Consider the following 17,463-nt stretch of genomic DNA (forward strand, 5'->3'; position numbering starts at 1 on the left):
TCACCTCCTCATCTCATTATAGGCGTCCACGTCCACCGTTCCGCGCGCGCGGAACAGGGCTATCAGAATCGCAACTCCGACAGCAGCCTCGGCCGCCCCAACCGTGATCGTAAAAATCGAAAATATCTGCCCCGTAAGGGCGGGCGCAACCCCGTACTTGGAGAAGGCGATCAAATTCAGGTTGACCGCATTCAGCATCAGCTCCAGCGACAGCAGCACAATAATCGCGTTGCGCTTGGCCAGCGCGCCGTACAAGCCGATGCAGAACATAATGGCGGCCAGGGTGAGATAGGATGAGAGCATCGATTAGTCAGCCCCCTTCTTCGCCAACGCGATTGCCCCGATGAACGCGACCGTCAGCAGCACGGACAGCAGCTCGAACGGCACAATGTAGCCGGAGTACAGCAGCTCGCCGATCGCCAGCGTGTTGTCTTCCGCCTGCGTCGCGGTAGGGGCGGCGCCCGAGACCGGGAGCTCCGTCGTCCGGATCGCGTAGAAGAACAGGCCGAACAGGCTGAGCGCTCCGACCGCTGCCAGCGTTTCATACAGCGGCCTCGCCGGCTGGGGCTCCCCGCCGCTATGCTTCGTCATCATAATGCCGAAGATCATGAGGATCGAGACGGCGCCCGCATAGATCAGCACTTGGACGAATGCGACGAATTCCGCGTCCAGCAGCACATACATGCCCGCAAGTCCCAGGAAGGCCGCCGCCATCGAGATGACCATATGCACAACCTTCTCCAGACTGATCATGAGCACGGAGCCGCCGATGATAATCGCCGCGAACACAAAAAACGCGACAAGCTCTCCTGTTATGTCGACGTTAAGCAATTATTTGGCGCCCCCTTTGCCCGGTGCTCCGATGTTGTTGTTGTCCTGGCGCACAAGGGTGTTGTTGTCGGTCAGCCATTCGGCGTCCTTATACAGCTCATCGCGGCTGTACGTCGCCAGCTCGAAGTGATTGGTCATGACGATCGCCTCCGTCGGGCACACCTCCGTGCACAGGTCGCACAGAATACAAATTTCGAAGTTGATGTCGAACGTGTCGATCACCTTGCCCTTCTTCTCCGGGTCCGGATTCGGCTTGCCCGTTAGGGTAATGCAGTCCGTGGGGCAAATTCTCGCACATTGGTTGCAGACAATACACAGCTCCGGAATGAAATGCTGAATGCCCCGGAATCGGTCCGGCATCTCCATTGGAACATCGGGATAGGAGGTGGTAACCTTTGGCGCGGTCAGCGATTTGAGCGTGACCCCTAGTCCTTGCAGCAGTCCCTTTCCGTTCATCGCAATCTCCCCTTCTTATGCTAATCTCTCCAAATGGGCTTGCTGCTCCAAACGAACTGCAGGTTTTACAGCTAATCCCCGACGGAGCTTGCTACTCCAAACTATCTATAGGTTGTGCAGACCAGGTCATTCTCCCAAGCTAAGCCAGTTACTCTAACTAAATGCAGGTTTCGTTACAGCAAACTCCGCCAAATGGGTTGTGCAGCTAAGCTCTCAAACAAGCCCACATGCAAAATGTACAGTTATTTTCCCAATTGCCACCTTAATAACGGTAGCTAAATGCAGAAGGTACAGTTAAATTCAACGTTTTGGCGATAATGAGGGGTTTGACTTGGATTTAACTGTAGGTTGTGCAGCTAATTTCTCCAAATGAACTTTTTACTCTAAACTAACTGTACGTTTTGCAGCTAATCCCCGACTAAGCTTGCTACTCCAAACTATCTATAGGTTGTGCAGACCAGGTCATTCTCCCGAACTAAGCTAGTTACTCTAACTAACTGTACGTTTTGCAGCTAATCCCCGACTGAGCTTGTTACTCCATACTATCTATAGGTTGTGCAGACCAGGTCATTCTCCCAAGCTAAGCTAGTTACTCTAAACTAACTGTACGTTTTGCAGCTAATCCCCGACGGATCATGTTACTCCAAACTATCTATAGGTTGTGCAGACCAGGTCATTCTCCTAAACTAAGCTCGTTACTCCAAACGAACTGCAGGCTGCGCAGCTACGTCCGGCTATACCGTCCTATTTCACAAACAGCTCCAGCCACAGGGCGGTGAGGAACACATTGGCGATGGCAACCGGCAGCAGCACCTTCCAGCCCAGGCTCATCAGCTGGTCGATGCGGACGCGCGGGAATGTGGCGCGAATCCAGAACAGCGAAAATACGACGAAGGCGAACTTGAGCAGGAACCAGATGATGCCCGGCACGAAGTCCAGGAACGGAGCCGGCGCGTGCCAGCCGCCCAGGAACAGCACCGTAGTCAGCGCGGCGATGGCGTAGACGTACACATATTCCGCCAGCATGAAGAAGGCGAAGCGGAAGCCGCTGTATTCGACGTGGTAGCCAGCCACCAGCTCCGATTCCGCCTCCGGCAGGTCGAACGGCGTCCGGTTCAGCTCCGACACGGCCGCGATGAAGAACACGAGGAAGCCGATGAGCTGCGGGAACAGGTTCCAATGCCAGAACCACCCGCCCTCCTGCGCCGCGACAATATCCTTCAGGTTGAGACTGCCGCTGAGCAGAATAACACCGACGACGGAGATGACAAGCGGCACCTCGTAGCTGATCATCTGCGCGGCGGAGCGCATCCCCCCGAGCAGCGCGTATTTGTTATTGGACGCCCAGCCGCCCAGCACAATCGCCAGCGTCGTGATGCCGGACAGCGCGGCGTAGTAGAGCAAGCCGACGTTCAGGTCCGCGAACACCAGCTTCTCGGAATACGGGATAACCGCCAGCACAGCGAACGAAGGGATGAACGCCAGCGCGGGCGCCAGGATGAAGAGCAGACGATCCGCCTTGCGCGGGATCGTGTCCTCCTTGAGCAGCAGCTTGAGGATGTCGGCAACCGTCTGCAGCAAGCCGAACGGGCCGACGCGATTGGGACCGACGCGCAGCTGCATCCAGCCAATCACCTTCCGTTCGTAATAAATCGCATAGGTGACGAAGCCAAGCACGATGAGCAGGAACACGGCCGCCCACAGGAACAGCACGAGGGCGTTGCCCCAGGTCATCGGTTCGTTCAGCCATGCTCCCATCAGGCATCCACCTCCCCAACCACGATATCGATGCCTCCCAGAATCGTAATTAAATTGGTCATGGTCTCCCCGACAAGGAGCTTGGGCAAAATTTGCAGGTTCACGAACGACGGCCGCCTGAATTTGAGCCGGTATGGCTCCGCTTTGCCCTTGGAGACGATATGGCAGCCGATCTCGCCTCGCGGCGACTCGATACGCACATACGTCTCGCCAACCGGTGGACGGATGACGCGGGGCACCTTGCCCATCGTCTCACCGTCCTGCGGGAACTGCTCCACCGCTTGCTTCAGAATGCGCAGGCTCTGCCGGATTTCCTCCAGCCGCACCCGGTAGCGGTCATAACAATCGCCGTTGTGCCCGACGGGAATATCGAATTCGAATCGGTCGTACAGGCTGTAGGGCTCATCCTTGCGGAGATCCCACTTGACCCCCGTACAACGAAGATTAGCGCCAGACAGTCCGTAATCAATGGCTGTCGCAGCATCGTAGCGTCCGACCCCCTGGATGCGAGCCAAAAAGATTTCGTTCCCGGTAACCAGCTTGTCGTACTCCTGCAGCTTCTTCTCCATGTATGGAATGAACGCCCGCACCTTGTCGATCCAGCCTGGGGGAGCGTCCCACTTCACGCCGCCTACCCGCATATAGTTGTAGGTTAATCGGGCGCCGCACAGCTCGTTGAACAGATTGATGATCGTCTCCCGATCACGGAACGCGTACAGAAAGGGACTCATCGCCCCGATATCCAGCAGGTAAGTGCCCCACCAGACGAGATGGCTCGCCACGCGCTGCAGCTCCATGACGATCAGCCGAAGAAATTCAGCCCGCAGCGGCACCTCCAGCCCCATCATCGTCTCCACAGCGTGCACAAGCACATAATTGTTGGTCATCGCCGACACATAGTCCATCCGGTCCGTATAGGGAATAATCTGTGTAAAATTCAGGCTTTCCGCGATCTTCTCGGTCCCCCTGTGCAGATAGCCCATAACAGGTGTCGCTTCGGTAATCACTTCTCCGTCCAGCTTGACCACAATCCGGAACACGCCGTGCGTGCTGGGATGCTGGGGTCCGACGTTAAGCAGCAGTTCTTCCGTCCGAATCAACTGGGCTACACCTCCGAATCGAGCGGCTCGTAATCTTTGCGGAGCGGATGGCCCGCCCAGTCATCCGGCATCATAATTCTTCTGAGATCGGGATGGCCCCTGAACCGCACGCCTAGCAGATCATAGATCTCCCTCTCGTTCCAGTTCGCTGTGGACCAGACCGGCGTTGCCGACGGCACCTCAGCCCCCTCGCGATCCGTCCGCAGCTTGACGGCGACATCCGCCTTGCTCTCCAGCGACAGCAGATGGTAGACGACCTCCAGATGAGTCTCGTAGTCAACGCCGGACACATTCCGCAAATAATTCATGCGCAGCGACTCATGATCGCGAAGCAGCAGCGCGGCCTGCGGCCAGCACGCGGGATCAAGCACGAGAGTCGGCATGTCAGTGTTCAGCTCATTCAGATAAGCCTCCGCGATCGCTCCCGCTCCCAGCGCCTCCCCCAGGATCGCGACGATTCGGTCCAGCTCGGGCTGCCGCCGCGACGGCTCCTTCGGCGGCTCCGGCTCGGCATGACCGGCAGCTTCCGCCGCTTCCGCCTCCGCCTTGGCCTTGGCGACGGCTCTCGCCGCTCTGGCCTCAGCCGCCGCCTTCAGCTTGGCTTCACGGTCGGGATCGACGGACGCAGCCGATTGCGAAGCAGCCGCCTCGCTTGCGCGCTCCGCCTTCTTGTCCTCCTCGCTCATCGGCCCGTCACCCGCTTCCCGGTCTTCGCTTCATAACGAATCTTCTCCTGAAGCTTGTTGATGCCGTATATCAGCGCCGCCGGATTGGGCGGGCAGCCCGGAATGTAGACATCGACCGGCACGATCTGGTCGACGCCCTTAATAACGGCATACGACTTCACATAAGGCCCGCCCGCCGTGGCGCAGGAGCCCATCGCGATGACCCACTTCGGCTCCGGCATCTGATCATAGAGCCGGCGCAGCAGCGGGCCCATCTTCTTCGTTACGGTGCCCGACACAATCATGACATCGGACTGGCGCGGCGACGTGCGGAACATGACGCCGAAGCGGTCCAGATCGTAATGCGACGCGCCGGTGCCCATCATCTCGATGGCGCAGCAGGCGAGGCCGAACGTAAGCGGCCACAGCGAATTGCTGCGCGCCCAAGCCTTCAGCTGCTCCAGCGTGCCCATAAACACGTTGCGTTCGAGTTCCTTGCGTTCCTCCAGCGTAATGGATTCCAGGTTAAGCCCATGCCCGTTCAGTTCCATTTCAGCACCCTCTTCTTCCAAGCGTATAGAAGTCCGACGAGCAGCATGCCTGCGAAGATGAACATTTCAACCAGAACAAAAAAGCCGAGCTTATTGTACGCAACGGCCCATGGATATAAGAAAACGGTTTCCACATCAAAGATAACAAACATAAGCGCAAACAAATAGTACCGGATGTTGAATTGAACCTGACCCTCGCCTACGGGCTCATTGCCGCTCTCATACGTGCTTCGCTTCGGCTCCGTCGGCTTGTGCGGCCGCAGCCGCCTTCCGGCAGTCAGAGCGACAACCGGCAGCAGAATGCCAAGCACAAGAAAGATCGCGACCACAACGTAATGGTTGACATAGTGTGCCATACAATCTCCTCCATAACAGGATGGTATGCAGGTACTTGGTCAATTTTTCCTCACAATTATAACAAATGCTTCCTGCACCGTCTATGACGGAGTTAGCCCTGCTTGTCCCTCTCCCGTCTTGTTCCGGAAGCGGAGCACCTGATGGTACGGGAACGAAGCATGAGCGGAAGCCTCCCTTCTGCTGGGTTCGGATCACTCATTAGGGTAACTCTTCCATGCCAAAAATATGTATACGGCAAATAAGCGCGAAGCCCCGACCATGAGATCGGAACTCCGCGCTTATATGTTCAATTCAGCCAATCTGTTACCAGGCTGTTACCAATGACCGCCGTAACGGATGGGCCCCCGCCAAGCAAATGGATTGTTCTGGCGAATCCTCTCCTCGGTCCATTCCTTCCGCGCCGCCTGGTCGGCCTTCAGCTCACCGTTCTCCATCGTGATACCATGGCTGGCAAAGGTGTCCGCCAGAATCCGGCGATAAGACACGAGGCGCTCATCCTTGGCTGCGGCCGCGGCAGGCCATAGGTCCTTCAGCTCTCCGGCATCCTCTTCGACATGGAACAGCTGCTCGCGCTGATCCTGGGCGTAATAGACGTACTTCCACTTGCCGTCCGTGACCATATACAAGCCGCCTTCGTCTTGAATATAGCCCGCCAGCACGCGATCGGCGACAAGCTCGTCCCCGTTCATGGAAGCGATTAAGGAGCGGCCCTCCCGCTCATCCCTATCGCCCGGCTTGCTGCAGCCCGCAAGCTCCGTCAGTGTCGGATACAGGTCGGCAAGCAGCACCGGCTTGTCGCATACGCTGCCCGCTCCCAGCGGCAATGGCGTGGATGACGCCGGCTTGAGGATAAGCGGCACCCTGGCCGACTGCTCGTAGAAGCAGGACTTGTGGAACAGGCCGTGGTCGCCCAGCATCTCGCCATGGTCCGACGTGAAGATAATGATGGTATTATCCCATAGACCCTGTCCCTTCAGCTCGCCGAACAGGCGTCCAAGCTCGTAGTCGATGTGCGTGATCATGGCATAATAGTGCTTGCGCGCGGCTCTCACGACATCCTCGCTCAGCCGGTCCAGCTTGCGGGAGAGGCGGCGATGGCGCACCCACTCCGGCGCTTCGGCGCCTGTCCAATCGCCGGCAATAGGGTCTGGAATGTCTACGCCGTCATACAGCCGGACGAATCGCTCCGGCGGGTCGAAGGGCGGATGCGGCGCCTCGAAGCTGGTCCACATGAAGAACGGGTTCCCTTCGTCGCGCTGTCTCAAGAAATCAATGGATTCCGATACCGTCCAGTGCGTCGACGTATATTCGGTAGGCACGGCGCTGAAGGTGGGGTGCACCTCATTGCCGCCAAGGCCGTGGCCCCGGTACATGCCCCCATAGCCCGCTCCCTCCAGCATGTTGACATAATCCTCAGGCAGCAATCGCATCCGCTCGAATCCGTTGCGATTGCGCGGCGGGTAGAAATGCATCTTCCCCGCAGCATGCGTCTGGTAGCCGGCCGATGTAAGCCGGCCGGGCAGCGTATTCTCCTTCTCCTCGGGAATAGGGAACTCGCCGTTCGTGTCTACCCCGTGCGCATAGGCCGTACGCCCCGTCATAATCGTTGTGCGGGAAGGGATGCACAGGGGGCAATCGCTGTAGGCCCGAGTGAACCGTACGCCTTCGTCCGCCAGCTGATCCAGATGCGGCGTCATGACGGGATGCTCCGATCGCGCGATACTAAGGCAATCCGCGCGCTGCTGATCCGTCGTAATGAACAAGATATTCGGCTTCTTCGTCATCGTCCCATCCTCCCCCTCTCTATCAGGCTTCCGCATCCAGCAGCGCACCGCCGCGGCGAAGCTCCGCCTGCAGCTGGGCTACGTCAACCTCCGACGGCGTGCAGCCATGCTTGACGGCTAGGCCCGCCGCTGTGCCTGCCGCTTGACCTGTGGCCATACAGCTTGGCGTCAGCCTCGTCGTCGCCAGCGTCTCGTGGGTGGTGGAGATGCAGCGGCCCGCTACAAGCAGGTTGTCGATTCGCTTCGGCAGCAAGCAGCGATACGGAATATCGTAAGCGCCGTCTCCCTGCACCCAAGCAGCCTGTACACCCTTGCCTGTCGGGTCGTGAATATCGATCGGATAGCCGCTTCTGGCGATACAATCGGAGAACGCCTTGCCTTGAATAACATCCTCTACCTGCAGCGCATATTGTCCGTCAATCCGGCGTGTTTCCCGAATGCCGATCTGCGTGCCCACAGAGGAGAGCGAGGCCTTCTCGAAGCCGGGCAGATTCCCTCTCATGAAGTCCGCTACCATCCGGACCTGCTTCCGTCCCAGCGTCTCCGCCTCTGTCAGATCGCTCACGTCGGTGCCGTCCAGTCCCTGTACGCGCGTCGTATTCACCAGCACCTCGTCAGGACCCGGTCCCGTGAAGAACAATACTTGATCGCGGTTGATGGGCAGGTTCGCTTCCTTCCAATGCTTGTAGTACCCCAGCACCCCGGACAATGGCAGCTCCTGCAGCTCATCGAATGGCGTCTTCTTATAAAATTCGTCAGGATGCTCCAGCATATATTGCTTCACAGCGTCGAGATCGACGCCCCGCATTCTGAACTTCATCGTCATCGGCTGCGTCTGCTTATCGCCCTCTCGGCCCTGCAGGGTAGGAGCGCCCGACAGATAGGCCAGGTCGGCATCGCCGGACGTGTCCACAAATTGCTTCGCATGAATGTGGAACCGGCCGGATTTCGTCGTAATCTCCACCGACTCAATCCGATCCTCTACCGTGTTGACCTGGTCCACGAAGCTGTGCAGCAGCACGGTAACGCCGGCTTCGTGCAGCATGTCGACGATAAGCGTCTTGTACACCTCAGGGTCATAAGGCGTAATCGTATTCACAAAGCCTACTGTATCCCGCACATGTCCCGGCGAGGCTCCCTCCGCCTGCAGGCGGTCCACGATCTCCTGGGCGATGCCGCCAATAACCTGTTTGCCGCCCGTTGTATGGAAGGTCATCCACGGGTACACCAGCGCGATGGTAGACATGCCTCCGAGGAAGCCATACCTTTCAATTAACAGCGTCTTCGCGCCGCTTCTGCCCGCAGCCAGCGCCGCGTTAATACCCGCTGGTCCGCCGCCGCACACCACAATATCTGTATCGATTCTTGTTCCATTTGCAAGCTTCATATCGTTATTCGCCTCCTGCAATGTTGTTGTGATTTCATTATAGATAGGGAGGCGCGCTTCAATATAGTATCATTTTCGTTTAAAATAGGGGCAAGCTCGTAGTATTCGGAAGGCGGGATTGTTCGCGTATGGGAAGAAGAAAAGCAGCGACGCTTGAGGATTTATCCTCGGAGCTCGGCATATCGATTCAGACGATCTCCAAGGCGCTGCGGGGACTGCCCGGCATGTCGGAGGCGACGCGCGGGCGTATTATCCGCACCGCCTATATGCGGGGATACCTCTCCACCAGCCAAGCCAGGGAGATGGCCAGGCAAGGCATCATGCCCTATCCCTCTATTCGGCTGCGCTTTATTCTGGTGCAGTCGCATGAATCCATGAATTACAATCGGCTGCTGACCGACGGGCTGGAGGAGCGGTTCCGGCAATTCGACCACCAGCTGGAGCGTTATGTGCTGGATGAGGACTGGTCGGAGGAGACGTTCCAGCAGTGGGTGGAGGAGCACAATATCATCCATGCGGACGGCCTGCTGATCGCCCCCAGAATCCGCTCCAGCTCCATCGAGAGCAGGCTGCTGTCCCTGCCGCTGGCCATCACGCTCATTAATTATCCAAGACCGCTGTCCCAGGTCGACAGCGTGGTGTGGGATGTGCAGGAGGCGATCTATCAATCCGTGGACTTCCTCTATCGCAAGGGACATCGGCGTATCCTGTATGTCGGCGACGTTCTGTCCCAGAGAGGATACGTGCTGAGGCAGCAGGCGTTCGACGGGGCGATGGCCGAGCTTGGCCTGCCCGTGCTGCATGCCAGCGCCCCAGGGTTTATGGAGAGCTACCGCCAGCATGCGCCAACGGCGGTGATTGTCGGCATTGACGAGGATTGCCCAGCCGTCTATCGCGCCTTAACGGAGGTAGGGGTCTCCATCCCGGAGCAATGCTCCCTTGTCGCGCTGGTGAATGAGCAGCCTCCCGAACTGCCCCTGCTCAGCAGGCCGCAGCTATTGATCAAGGAAACCGGGTATCAGGCCGCCGACCGCATCCTGTGGAGGCTTGCCCATCCCAATCAGCCCTATGAGCATTCCCGCATTATGGGCTCCTTCCAGGAAGGCGCAACTTCATCCCCCGTGTAGGGCGGCCTTCGCCCTTCCTCCGCTACCCTCTGCTCTGATGCCGCTTCCGATATTGATGCGGCGTAACGCCCGTCCATTTCTTGAACCGCTGGATGAAATGCGAGGCGACCGGCCAGCCGACCCGAGCGCCGATGTCCGCGACGGACAGGGGGCTGGTCGTCAGCCATTGGCAGGCCTCCTTCATTCTTCGGGCCTGTATATAGTCCGTAATGGTGCTGCCCGTCTCTCGCTTGAACGTATGGGAGAGATGGTATTTGGACACATGCAGCTCCTCGGCCAGCGACTCCAGTCGGTAAGGCTCGGCATAATGCCGCTCCACCCATTGCAGCACAGCCTCCGAATGGGACAAGCTGCGTGCGGCGAACGGCGGCTGCGGCGACGCCTCCTGCACCTGATGCTGCATCATCACCAGCAGCTGCTGCAGCAGGCTGGCGAACAGCTCAAGCTGGTCCGCCTCCCCGCCAACCTGAAGCCTCTCCTTGTAATAGCGCAGGAGCGGGTCTATGGGATAGTGCTCCGTGATGCCTCGCAGCACTTGCTTGCGCATGGCGCCCTTCCATATATACGTATAGATGTCATACAGCCGGTCATACGGCTTGAGATAACGCTCCAGCATTTGCGGCTCGAAATGCAGCGTGGAGCGGATATAGGGGGTCTCCTCGCTGACATGCGCCTGAACATGGTGCAGCTGGAACGGCTGGAATAGATACAGATCCCCGGGCTGCATCTGATGCACCTGCTGCTCCAGCACCAGCGTGCCGCTCCCTTGATGTACATACAGCAGCTCTACTCCTTGATGGTAATGGAAGTAGCCTCTGTACTTGTCATCCGCCTTGGCCAGTATGCGGGCTCGGAACGGCTTCGTTACGAAGTCAATGTTCTGTAGTCGATTCATAGGTATGGGGTCACTCCCAGGACAGCAATATAGCTACATTTTAACACAATCGGCATGGACAAATAGCTCGCATTCTCCCTTACGATAGACATAGTATAACAAGGAGGGTGAATGAAATGTGGAAGCAAGCGATTGAGGATGCGGTAGAAAAAACAAGGGTGAACATCGGCCGGTTCGGCGATCAATTCCCTCATTGCAGCAAAAACGATGAATATATGCTTACGCCTAACAATACGTGGACGGACGGCTTCTGGCCGGGCATCCTGTGGCTGTGCTATGAATATACCGGCGACAATGACTTCCTGGAGGCAGCGCGCAGAACGGTGGAAAGCTTCCGGAATCGGATGGAGAAGCAGATTCGTGTGGACTTCCACGATCTCGGCTTCCTGTATTCGCTGTCGTCGAAGGCGCAGTGGATGATTGAGAAGGATCCGCAGGCCAAGGCGCTGACGCTGGAAGCGGCTGACATGCTGATGTTGCGCTGGCGGCCGAAGAGCGGCATTATTCAAGCATGGGGCAATGAGGGAGATGAGCTGAACGGCGGACGGATTATTATCGACTGTCTCATGAACCTGCCGCTCCTCTACTGGGCTCACCGGACGACGGGAGATGAGAAGTATCTGGATGTAGCGGTCAAGCATGCGGATCGCAGCCGTCGCTTCCTCATCCGCGGGGATGATTCCTCCTACCATACCTTCTACTTCAACCAGGAGACCGGCGAGGCGCTTCGAGGCGGCACGCAGCAAGGCTACGACGACGGCTCGACATGGACGAGAGGACAGGCATGGGGCATCTACGGCTTCGCGTTGTCCTACGCTTATACGAAGGACCCGTTGTATCTGGAAACGTCGCTGCGTCTGGCCAAATATTTCTTGAACCGCCTGCCGGAGGATCATGTCGTCTATTGGGACTTCGAGGCTCCTGTGACGCCGGAGACGAAGCGGGACAGCTCCGCCTCCGCCATTACAGTGTGCGGCATTCACGAGCTGCTCAAGTATCTTCCAGCGGATCATCCCGATCGCGCCTTCCTGGAGGACGGCATGAACAAATCCATTCGCGGTCTGGTGGAGTCTTATTCCACAATGGATATGCCAGGGGCACAGGGCTTCCTGAAGCGCGGCTCCTACAGCGTCAGAAAGGGCAATTCGCCCGACGATTTCGTCATCTGGGGCGATTACTACTACCTGGAGGCGCTGATGCGACTGGAGCGGGGACACAAGGGATATTGGTACGAGCAAGTGTAAACGGCTGCGCCGTCCATTGACTGGCAGCATACGTTTCGCGTTGAAATATAAGCCCCGTATAGAGGAAGCATATACTTTTTATTTCAACAAAAACAGCGCACAGGGAGGTTGCCGCCCTGTGCGCTGTTCTTTTGTTCTACTGTTATTTTATTGTTTTGTTCTTGTATTCTTTTGTTCTTGTATACTTTTGTTCTGCTGTACTGCTGTTGCTTCTGCTCTTTATTCGTAATCGTTCATGCGACTGCTGTTGCTTCTGCTCTTTATTCGTAATCGTTCATGCGATTGCTGATGCAGCTGCTCTTGTTAATGCGCGCCCCCTCCGGAATGGGCACCCTGCCCTTCAGCAGAGGATCTCCGGTTTGCTCCATCCACGCCAGGAGACGGTCCGACAGCTCCTGATACACCTTCTCGTAACGCTCCTTGCGAACGACATTCACCCGCTCCACAGGGTCCAGATAAAGATCGTACAACGCCTCTGAATCCCTTCTCTCCTCCAATAGGCCATGCTCAACCAGGAATGCCTTGGACGGCGAGTCGTCGATATTGGCAGGCACTGGGCGGTCATGCTCGTCAAACCATCGAATAAGCTTATAGCGCTCCGTGCGAATGCACCTCAGAGGCTCATAAGCGGCATGGAAGGTGACCTCGGCGAACACCTCGTCCCGCACCTTCTCCGCCGTCCCTTGGAGCAGCGGCAGGAGCGAAACGCCCTGCAGATGGTCCGGCTTCCGGAGCTGCAGCAGCTCGCATATCGTCGGGAACAGATCGATCTGCGATACAAGCGCATCCTCCGCATGTCCCGCTCTTACGGCTCCTGGCTTCTTCATCAGCAGGACGACGCCAATGCCTGTATCGTACAAGCTGCACTTCATATGCGGGAAGGCAATGCCGTGGTCCGTCGTGAAGATGACCAGCGTGCTCTCCTCCTTGCCGGATTGCTTCAGAGCCTCCATCACAATGCCCACGCAGCGGTCCATGAGCTTAGCCGAGCTGATATACGCCGCCATGTCCTCCCGGTTCTGCCGAGTATCGGCGAAGGGATAAGGCGGCTGCACATAGTTCGGATTCACCTCAGGGTCCGTCTCCGGAAACTCCCGATGCGTGTTGAACAGTCCCAGCGACAGGAAAAACGGCTTCTCACGCTCCTCCTGGATGAAAGCAGCCGCTCGGTGCGCATGGCTGATATCCTCATGCTCATAGGCGTCCGTCAGTTCGGCATCCAGGAATTGCCCGTAAGGCAGCATCGTCCGCTCCGGCGCTTCATGCTGCACGCCGCACAGAGCCGTGTCGAATCCATTGGCATGCAGGAACGCAGCCAGATGCTGGCCATAGTCGTGCAGCAGAAAGCCTCGATGCGTCAGGCCCAGCATGCCGTTGGAATGCGGGGCGCTGCCCGTAAGCAGCGCCGCCCTGCTCGGCGAGCAGGTAGGCGCGGCCGTGTAGGCCTGGCGGAAGAGCGTGCCCTCCTCCGCCAGCTTCATCAGATGCGGGGTTAGCACGGCATAGCCGTAAGGCTGAATGTATCTCCCCGTGTCATGCGTATGCAAATATACAATATTCATCTCTCTCGCAGCTCCCTCTCTCTATCGCAAATCCTGATCCAGCCCTACTTCTCTTTCTTGGATTGGTCGTGCTCTACAACCACATAACCTTCGCCCGTCGATACGTTGCCTGCCGCATCCGTAGCTCGATAGGAGACGGTGTAGACTCTGCCTGAGCCCGAGCCTTCGCGCTTCGCTCTCAGCTTGAACCGTGTATCGAAGGTCCCGTACTCCGCATCCTGAATATCCTCCAGCTCTCCCGCTTCATTGCTGGATATACCCGTAAGCACGATCGAAGCCGTGCCCGACAGCTCATCCTCCGCGCTCACGTCGACGATAATGTCATGAAATTTGCCGTTCGGAGGCCATAAGGATTGCAGGTTCGTATTCACCTGCAGGACGGGTCCCGTGCGATCCACCTTGATCTCCACGGTCTGAGCCGTCTCCGCATTGCCGGCTTCATCCACGCTCCAATACTGCAGCGTATGAACACCCTCTTCGACAATGGTAAGGGAGGTGCCGGCTGTCTCTTCTCCTCCGTTCAAGCGATAGTAAGTCGAGGCGACGCCGGAGAGGTCATCCGATGCCGTGAGCTGCACCTCCACCTCGTCGCTCACCCAACCGCTGGGTGCGTTCGTTGTTGTCACTGGCGCCTCCGCGTCTTGCGGCGCCTGCATGGCTCCAGGCACGGTGACGGTAATTTTCGCCTCCGCTCCCTTGTACATCGCCACTAGCTGGGTTGTACCCTCGTTCAAGCCCTGTACCACCGCGTTTGCGCCGCGCGATTGCAGCAGCCGTGCGAGATAGGCATCATCGCTGTACCAAATGACGTTCTCCAGATCCGTGACCGGCTGTCCGTTACCATCCAGCACCTGGGCGCTTACGGCAGCCTCCTCATACTTGTCAAGCGACAGGCTGGCGGCGCTGATCTGCACCGTGTAAGGCGTGCTGTTCGGACCCGGATACGTGTAGCCCTTCGCCGTTCCGTACAGCTGGCTGTTGAAATCCGTGCTGTTCCCTTGCCAGCCCGCATTGGTGCCGTTCACGAACTGCGGATCATTGCCCTGCACGCCCGCAATATATTCCTCGGTGTTGGTGACGTTCACTTGTCCGCCATTCAGGACGTACAGCGCCCCTCCGTTGCTGTCCCCGATAATGGAGTCGTAAATATCTACCTGGTTGGTCGCGCCTTCCAACGCGATCTCCGTATTCTCGTTATTGTAGAGCGTGCTGTAGTACAGCTCCGCCTTGCCGACGGCGCTGCCCACCCACAGGCCAAGGGAATCGCCGTTGCCGCCGCGCTTGTAGGAATAGGCGCCGATCGACCGGATGAATACCGCCTTATCCGCCGACCAAATCCGGTAGTTCCGCTTGTTGCCGAAGGCAACCGTATCGATAAACACCGGGTTGATGGATTTGTCATCCCAGCCGCCGTCCGTGCTGTCGAACGCTTTGCTGCGCACATAGGTCAGGTTATAGGTCTGGCGCTCTGCCGCAAAGCCGTCGCCATTCCAATAGTTGCCGCCATTCTCATGCCAGCTGTTGCTGCTGACGACGTCCTGGAAGACGATGTCATGGTCGAAAATATACTCCGACTCCGGCGAGTTGCCGATCCGGAAGCCCATCGGGAAGCTGCCTGCCGCATAGTTCGCCTGTCCGCCCGCATCCGCCGTTACGCCGATGACGCTGGCATTATAGTTGCCATTGCGGAAGCGCACGGCACTTTTCGTATAATTGGTGTAGTGGCCGCCCTTGATCACAATATCGTGGGAGCCTGCATCCGGATTGGAGCGGGTAGCTCTTCCCCACATATAGACGCCGTCGCTCATGTCATGCATATCGACGTCAATGACTCGCACGCCTTCATGCTGTCCGTTGGCATAGACGCCATAATAGTAGTTCCTGATGACGATATTCTCAATATGCCAGTAGCTCACGCCAAGGGGAACATCAATGAGGCTCCGCTGCACCTGATTGGACAGGGTATAGTCGCCTTGGAACACCGGCGCTCCCGCGCCCGTATCCACGCCAAGCAATCGCTTCCAGCTCGATTCATCCGTACCGCCTCTGGTCAGCTCTACCGTCTGCGGCACGGTATACGTCCCGCTGCCGACGAACAGCGTATGGCCATCGCCTGTAGCATCCCAGGCCGCCTGCAAGCCGCCAGCCGTGTCTCCGGCGAACGCATTCGCCCAGCTGCTGCCATCCATCGAACCCGCGCCCTGCGGCGTCACATAACGATCAACCGGAGCAGGCTGTGTCGGCGGAGGCGTCGTGCCTACGGTATCGGACAGCAAGATGGCATCGCCGAACGCTACCGTATTCTTGTAATTGTCGGCAATGCCGCTCCATACTAGCTGGCCCTCGCGCACGCCGCCCGTATCATCGTCATTCACGGCAAGATCGAAGCCAAAGTCAAGCCCCGCTCCAGCCGTCAGCCCCAGGTTGATCCACGGAATGGCAAGCTCGACAGCATAGCCTCCCGGAATGGCCGCCGAGGCATGGAGTACGCCTGCTCTTTCGTTCAATCTCTCGAAGAGCGCCGTATCGTTATAGCCCTTGCGGAAATGCCAGTCATTCACATCATAAGTCGAGCCGTGATTATGATCGGCATCAATGAAGACCTCTACAGAATCATCGTCATAGGAATCAGTGGAATCATTCCATAGCGCATCGTCGAACACCTGCACGCCAACATACAGGTAGTCCTCATCCCACAGCGCTCCGAAGTTCACCGTGTTGCCGTTCACGCCGAGCACGGATTTGCGCGCTGTGCGGTCGAGGCTCCATACGCTTTCGTCCAGCGCTCCATCCACCTCAAGCGGCTGCAGTGTACGCTTCAGCTCCAGCGGCGCCTCCGTTACAAGCTCCTCTACCGTAACAGCGGCGGAATCCGACAGGCTGCCATAGGTCGCGCGAACAACCGTTGACCCTGCCGCCATGCCCGTCGTGAAGCCGTTCCCGTCAACAGCTGCGACAGAAGCGTCATCGCTGCTCCAGGTTACCGATACGTCGTTCATGGCCTGATCCCCTTGATCGAAGACGGTGGCCGACAGCTGACGAACTTCATCCTCCAGCAGGACAACGCTCTCTGGCTGCACCTCCAGTCTTGTAGGCTGTCTGAGGTCCCTCACGATGACATCGTCAACCGCGTAGCTGGACTTGCTGTAGCCGCCAATAGCTATTTTGCCCGTTGTATGCGAGGCGTCCGTAACCGAAACCAGCGGTACGCCATCGACATAACCCGTGATCTGATCGTCATTCACTTCAAGCTTCAGCGTGTACCACGTGTTCAGGTCCAGCACGATTGGCGCGGAGCCCAGCAGCGAAGCGTTCCCGCTCAATCGCTTGACCAGCGAAAGCGTATCCGTTGCCGTGTCCAACCTGAGCAGATAATGGTTATTCTCACCGTTATATCTGGCGTATACGCCGACACTGTTGCTGTCTGAGGCGCTGGTCACCTTCAGCTCCACCTCATAGTGCGACCAGTTAGATTCCCCCGCTACAGCGTACTTGCGCGTGGAGCTGCCCGCGTTATACGTATACTTCAGCACGTTGTTGCCTGCATCCGAATGCAGAGCGAAGCCGGACGGCAAATTCCAGGCCGAGGTGTCCCCATTCTCGAAATCATTGGATAACAGCGTGGAGCTCGCCTCCGCCTTCGTCAACATTCCTACAGGCCCGGTCAAAGATAGGGCAAGACAAAGGGTAAGCATAATAGAAATCGCTTTCAAAAATGTCTTCGACATATCCATTTCCCCCTAAAG

15 protein-coding genes are annotated in these 17,463 nt (G+C 57.6%); 2 read left to right on the forward strand and 13 right to left on the reverse strand.

The features are described 5' to 3' along the window. The 10 genes from nuoK to AB1S56_RS23590 all read right to left on the reverse strand — a co-directional run bounded on the left by nuoK (window position 1) and on the right by AB1S56_RS23590 (window position 8,889). A complete protein-coding gene (gene nuoK, locus AB1S56_RS23545; RefSeq protein ID WP_340870885.1) occupies window positions 1-303 on the reverse strand; it encodes an NADH-quinone oxidoreductase subunit NuoK in 303 nt (100 codons plus the stop codon). A gap of 3 nt (window positions 304-306) precedes the next feature. Continuing rightward, window positions 307-831, reverse strand: coding sequence for an NADH-quinone oxidoreductase subunit J (locus AB1S56_RS23550; protein WP_340870884.1), 525 nt, complete (start codon window positions 829-831; stop codon window positions 307-309). After that, window positions 832-1,287 (reverse strand): NADH-quinone oxidoreductase subunit NuoI, encoded by a 456-nt coding sequence (gene nuoI, locus AB1S56_RS23555; protein ID WP_340870883.1) that lies wholly within the window; start codon window positions 1,285-1,287, stop codon window positions 832-834. 744 nt (window positions 1,288-2,031) lie between these two features. After that, window positions 2,032-3,045: an NADH-quinone oxidoreductase subunit NuoH gene (nuoH, locus tag AB1S56_RS23560; RefSeq protein ID WP_340870882.1), complete on the reverse strand. Its 1,014-nt coding sequence runs from the start codon at window positions 3,043-3,045 to the stop codon at window positions 2,032-2,034. Continuing rightward, window positions 3,045-4,145 carry an NADH-quinone oxidoreductase subunit D gene (locus AB1S56_RS23565; RefSeq protein ID WP_340870881.1) on the reverse strand — a complete coding sequence of 367 codons (1,101 nt, stop codon included), beginning with the start codon at window positions 4,143-4,145 and terminating at the stop codon, window positions 3,045-3,047. Before AB1S56_RS23565 ends, nuoH begins: the two co-directional genes overlap by 1 nt. A 5-nt stretch (window positions 4,146-4,150) precedes the next feature. Beyond that, window positions 4,151-4,831, reverse strand: a complete 681-nt coding sequence (locus AB1S56_RS23570) for an NADH-quinone oxidoreductase subunit C (protein ID WP_340870880.1) — start codon at window positions 4,829-4,831, stop codon at window positions 4,151-4,153. Beyond that, window positions 4,828-5,361 (reverse strand): NADH-quinone oxidoreductase subunit B family protein, encoded by a 534-nt coding sequence (locus tag AB1S56_RS23575; protein ID WP_340870879.1) that lies wholly within the window; start codon window positions 5,359-5,361, stop codon window positions 4,828-4,830. Before AB1S56_RS23575 ends, AB1S56_RS23570 begins: the two co-directional genes overlap by 4 nt. Next, a complete protein-coding gene (locus AB1S56_RS23580) occupies window positions 5,352-5,717 on the reverse strand; it encodes an NADH-quinone oxidoreductase subunit A (protein ID WP_340870877.1) in 366 nt (121 codons plus the stop codon). Before AB1S56_RS23580 ends, AB1S56_RS23575 begins: the two co-directional genes overlap by 10 nt. Before the next feature lie 315 nt (window positions 5,718-6,032). Continuing rightward, window positions 6,033-7,502, reverse strand: a complete 1,470-nt coding sequence (locus tag AB1S56_RS23585) for a sulfatase-like hydrolase/transferase (protein ID WP_340870876.1) — start codon at window positions 7,500-7,502, stop codon at window positions 6,033-6,035. A 22-nt stretch (window positions 7,503-7,524) separates the two neighbouring features. Then, entirely contained in the window at window positions 7,525-8,889 is a 1,365-nt protein-coding gene (locus tag AB1S56_RS23590) for an FAD-dependent oxidoreductase (RefSeq protein ID WP_340870875.1), read from the reverse strand. A 128-nt stretch (window positions 8,890-9,017) separates the two neighbouring features. On the opposite strand from AB1S56_RS23590, the gene AB1S56_RS23595 reads away from it, so the two are divergent. Further along, window positions 9,018-10,016 (forward strand): LacI family DNA-binding transcriptional regulator, encoded by a 999-nt coding sequence (locus AB1S56_RS23595; RefSeq protein ID WP_340870874.1) that lies wholly within the window; start codon window positions 9,018-9,020, stop codon window positions 10,014-10,016. A 22-nt stretch (window positions 10,017-10,038) separates the two neighbouring features. Here the strand turns inward: AB1S56_RS23595 and AB1S56_RS23600 are convergent, their stop codons facing one another. After that, window positions 10,039-10,911, reverse strand: coding sequence for an AraC family transcriptional regulator (locus AB1S56_RS23600; RefSeq protein ID WP_340870872.1), 873 nt, complete (start codon window positions 10,909-10,911; stop codon window positions 10,039-10,041). A 116-nt stretch (window positions 10,912-11,027) separates the two neighbouring features. Between AB1S56_RS23600 and AB1S56_RS23605 the strand changes: the two genes are divergently transcribed. Beyond that, window positions 11,028-12,155 carry a glycoside hydrolase family 88 protein gene (locus tag AB1S56_RS23605; RefSeq protein WP_340870871.1) on the forward strand — a complete coding sequence of 376 codons (1,128 nt, stop codon included), beginning with the start codon at window positions 11,028-11,030 and terminating at the stop codon, window positions 12,153-12,155. A gap of 260 nt (window positions 12,156-12,415) precedes the next feature. On the opposite strand, the gene AB1S56_RS23610 is transcribed toward AB1S56_RS23605, so the two are convergent. Together AB1S56_RS23610 and AB1S56_RS23615 are read right to left on the reverse strand one after the other, a co-directional pair. Then, the gene (locus AB1S56_RS23610) at window positions 12,416-13,717 is read right to left on the reverse strand and encodes a sulfatase (RefSeq protein WP_340870868.1); all 1,302 of its coding nucleotides are present in this window, start codon (window positions 13,715-13,717) and stop codon (window positions 12,416-12,418) included. Between the two features lie 44 nt (window positions 13,718-13,761). Then, the gene (locus AB1S56_RS23615; RefSeq protein WP_340870866.1) at window positions 13,762-17,445 is read right to left on the reverse strand and encodes a sugar-binding protein; all 3,684 of its coding nucleotides are present in this window, start codon (window positions 17,443-17,445) and stop codon (window positions 13,762-13,764) included. Window positions 17,446-17,463 lie beyond the last annotated feature (18 nt).

Source organism: Paenibacillus sp. PL2-23, assembly GCF_040834005.1.
Taxonomy (GTDB): domain Bacteria; phylum Bacillota; class Bacilli; order Paenibacillales; family Paenibacillaceae; genus Pristimantibacillus.

Bases quoted from the DNA above. Each gene is read 5' to 3' on its own strand.
- AB1S56_RS23580 (WP_340870877.1), bottom strand. From the start codon at position 5,717: ATGGCACACTATGTCAACCATTACGTTGTGGTCGCGATCTTTCTTGTG.
- AB1S56_RS23570 (WP_340870880.1), bottom strand. From the start codon at position 4,831: ATGAGCGAGGAGGACAAGAAGGCGGAGCGCGCAAGCGAGGCGGCTGCT.
- nuoH (WP_340870882.1), bottom strand. From the start codon at position 3,045: ATGGGAGCATGGCTGAACGAACCGATGACCTGGGGCAACGCCCTCGTG.
- AB1S56_RS23595 (WP_340870874.1), top strand. From the start codon at position 9,018: ATGGGAAGAAGAAAAGCAGCGACGCTTGAGGATTTATCCTCGGAGCTC.
- nuoK (WP_340870885.1), bottom strand. From the start codon at position 303: ATGCTCTCATCCTATCTCACCCTGGCCGCCATTATGTTCTGCATCGGC.
- AB1S56_RS23610 (WP_340870868.1), bottom strand. From the start codon at position 13,717: ATGAATATTGTATATTTGCATACGCATGACACGGGGAGATACATTCAG.
- AB1S56_RS23575 (WP_340870879.1), bottom strand. From the start codon at position 5,361: ATGGAACTGAACGGGCATGGGCTTAACCTGGAATCCATTACGCTGGAG.
- AB1S56_RS23585 (WP_340870876.1), bottom strand. From the start codon at position 7,502: ATGACGAAGAAGCCGAATATCTTGTTCATTACGACGGATCAGCAGCGC.
- AB1S56_RS23615 (WP_340870866.1), bottom strand. From the start codon at position 17,445: ATGTCGAAGACATTTTTGAAAGCGATTTCTATTATGCTTACCCTTTGT.
- AB1S56_RS23590 (WP_340870875.1), bottom strand. From the start codon at position 8,889: ATGAAGCTTGCAAATGGAACAAGAATCGATACAGATATTGTGGTGTGC.
- AB1S56_RS23600 (WP_340870872.1), bottom strand. From the start codon at position 10,911: ATGAATCGACTACAGAACATTGACTTCGTAACGAAGCCGTTCCGAGCC.
- AB1S56_RS23605 (WP_340870871.1), top strand. From the start codon at position 11,028: ATGTGGAAGCAAGCGATTGAGGATGCGGTAGAAAAAACAAGGGTGAAC.
- nuoI (WP_340870883.1), bottom strand. From the start codon at position 1,287: ATGAACGGAAAGGGACTGCTGCAAGGACTAGGGGTCACGCTCAAATCG.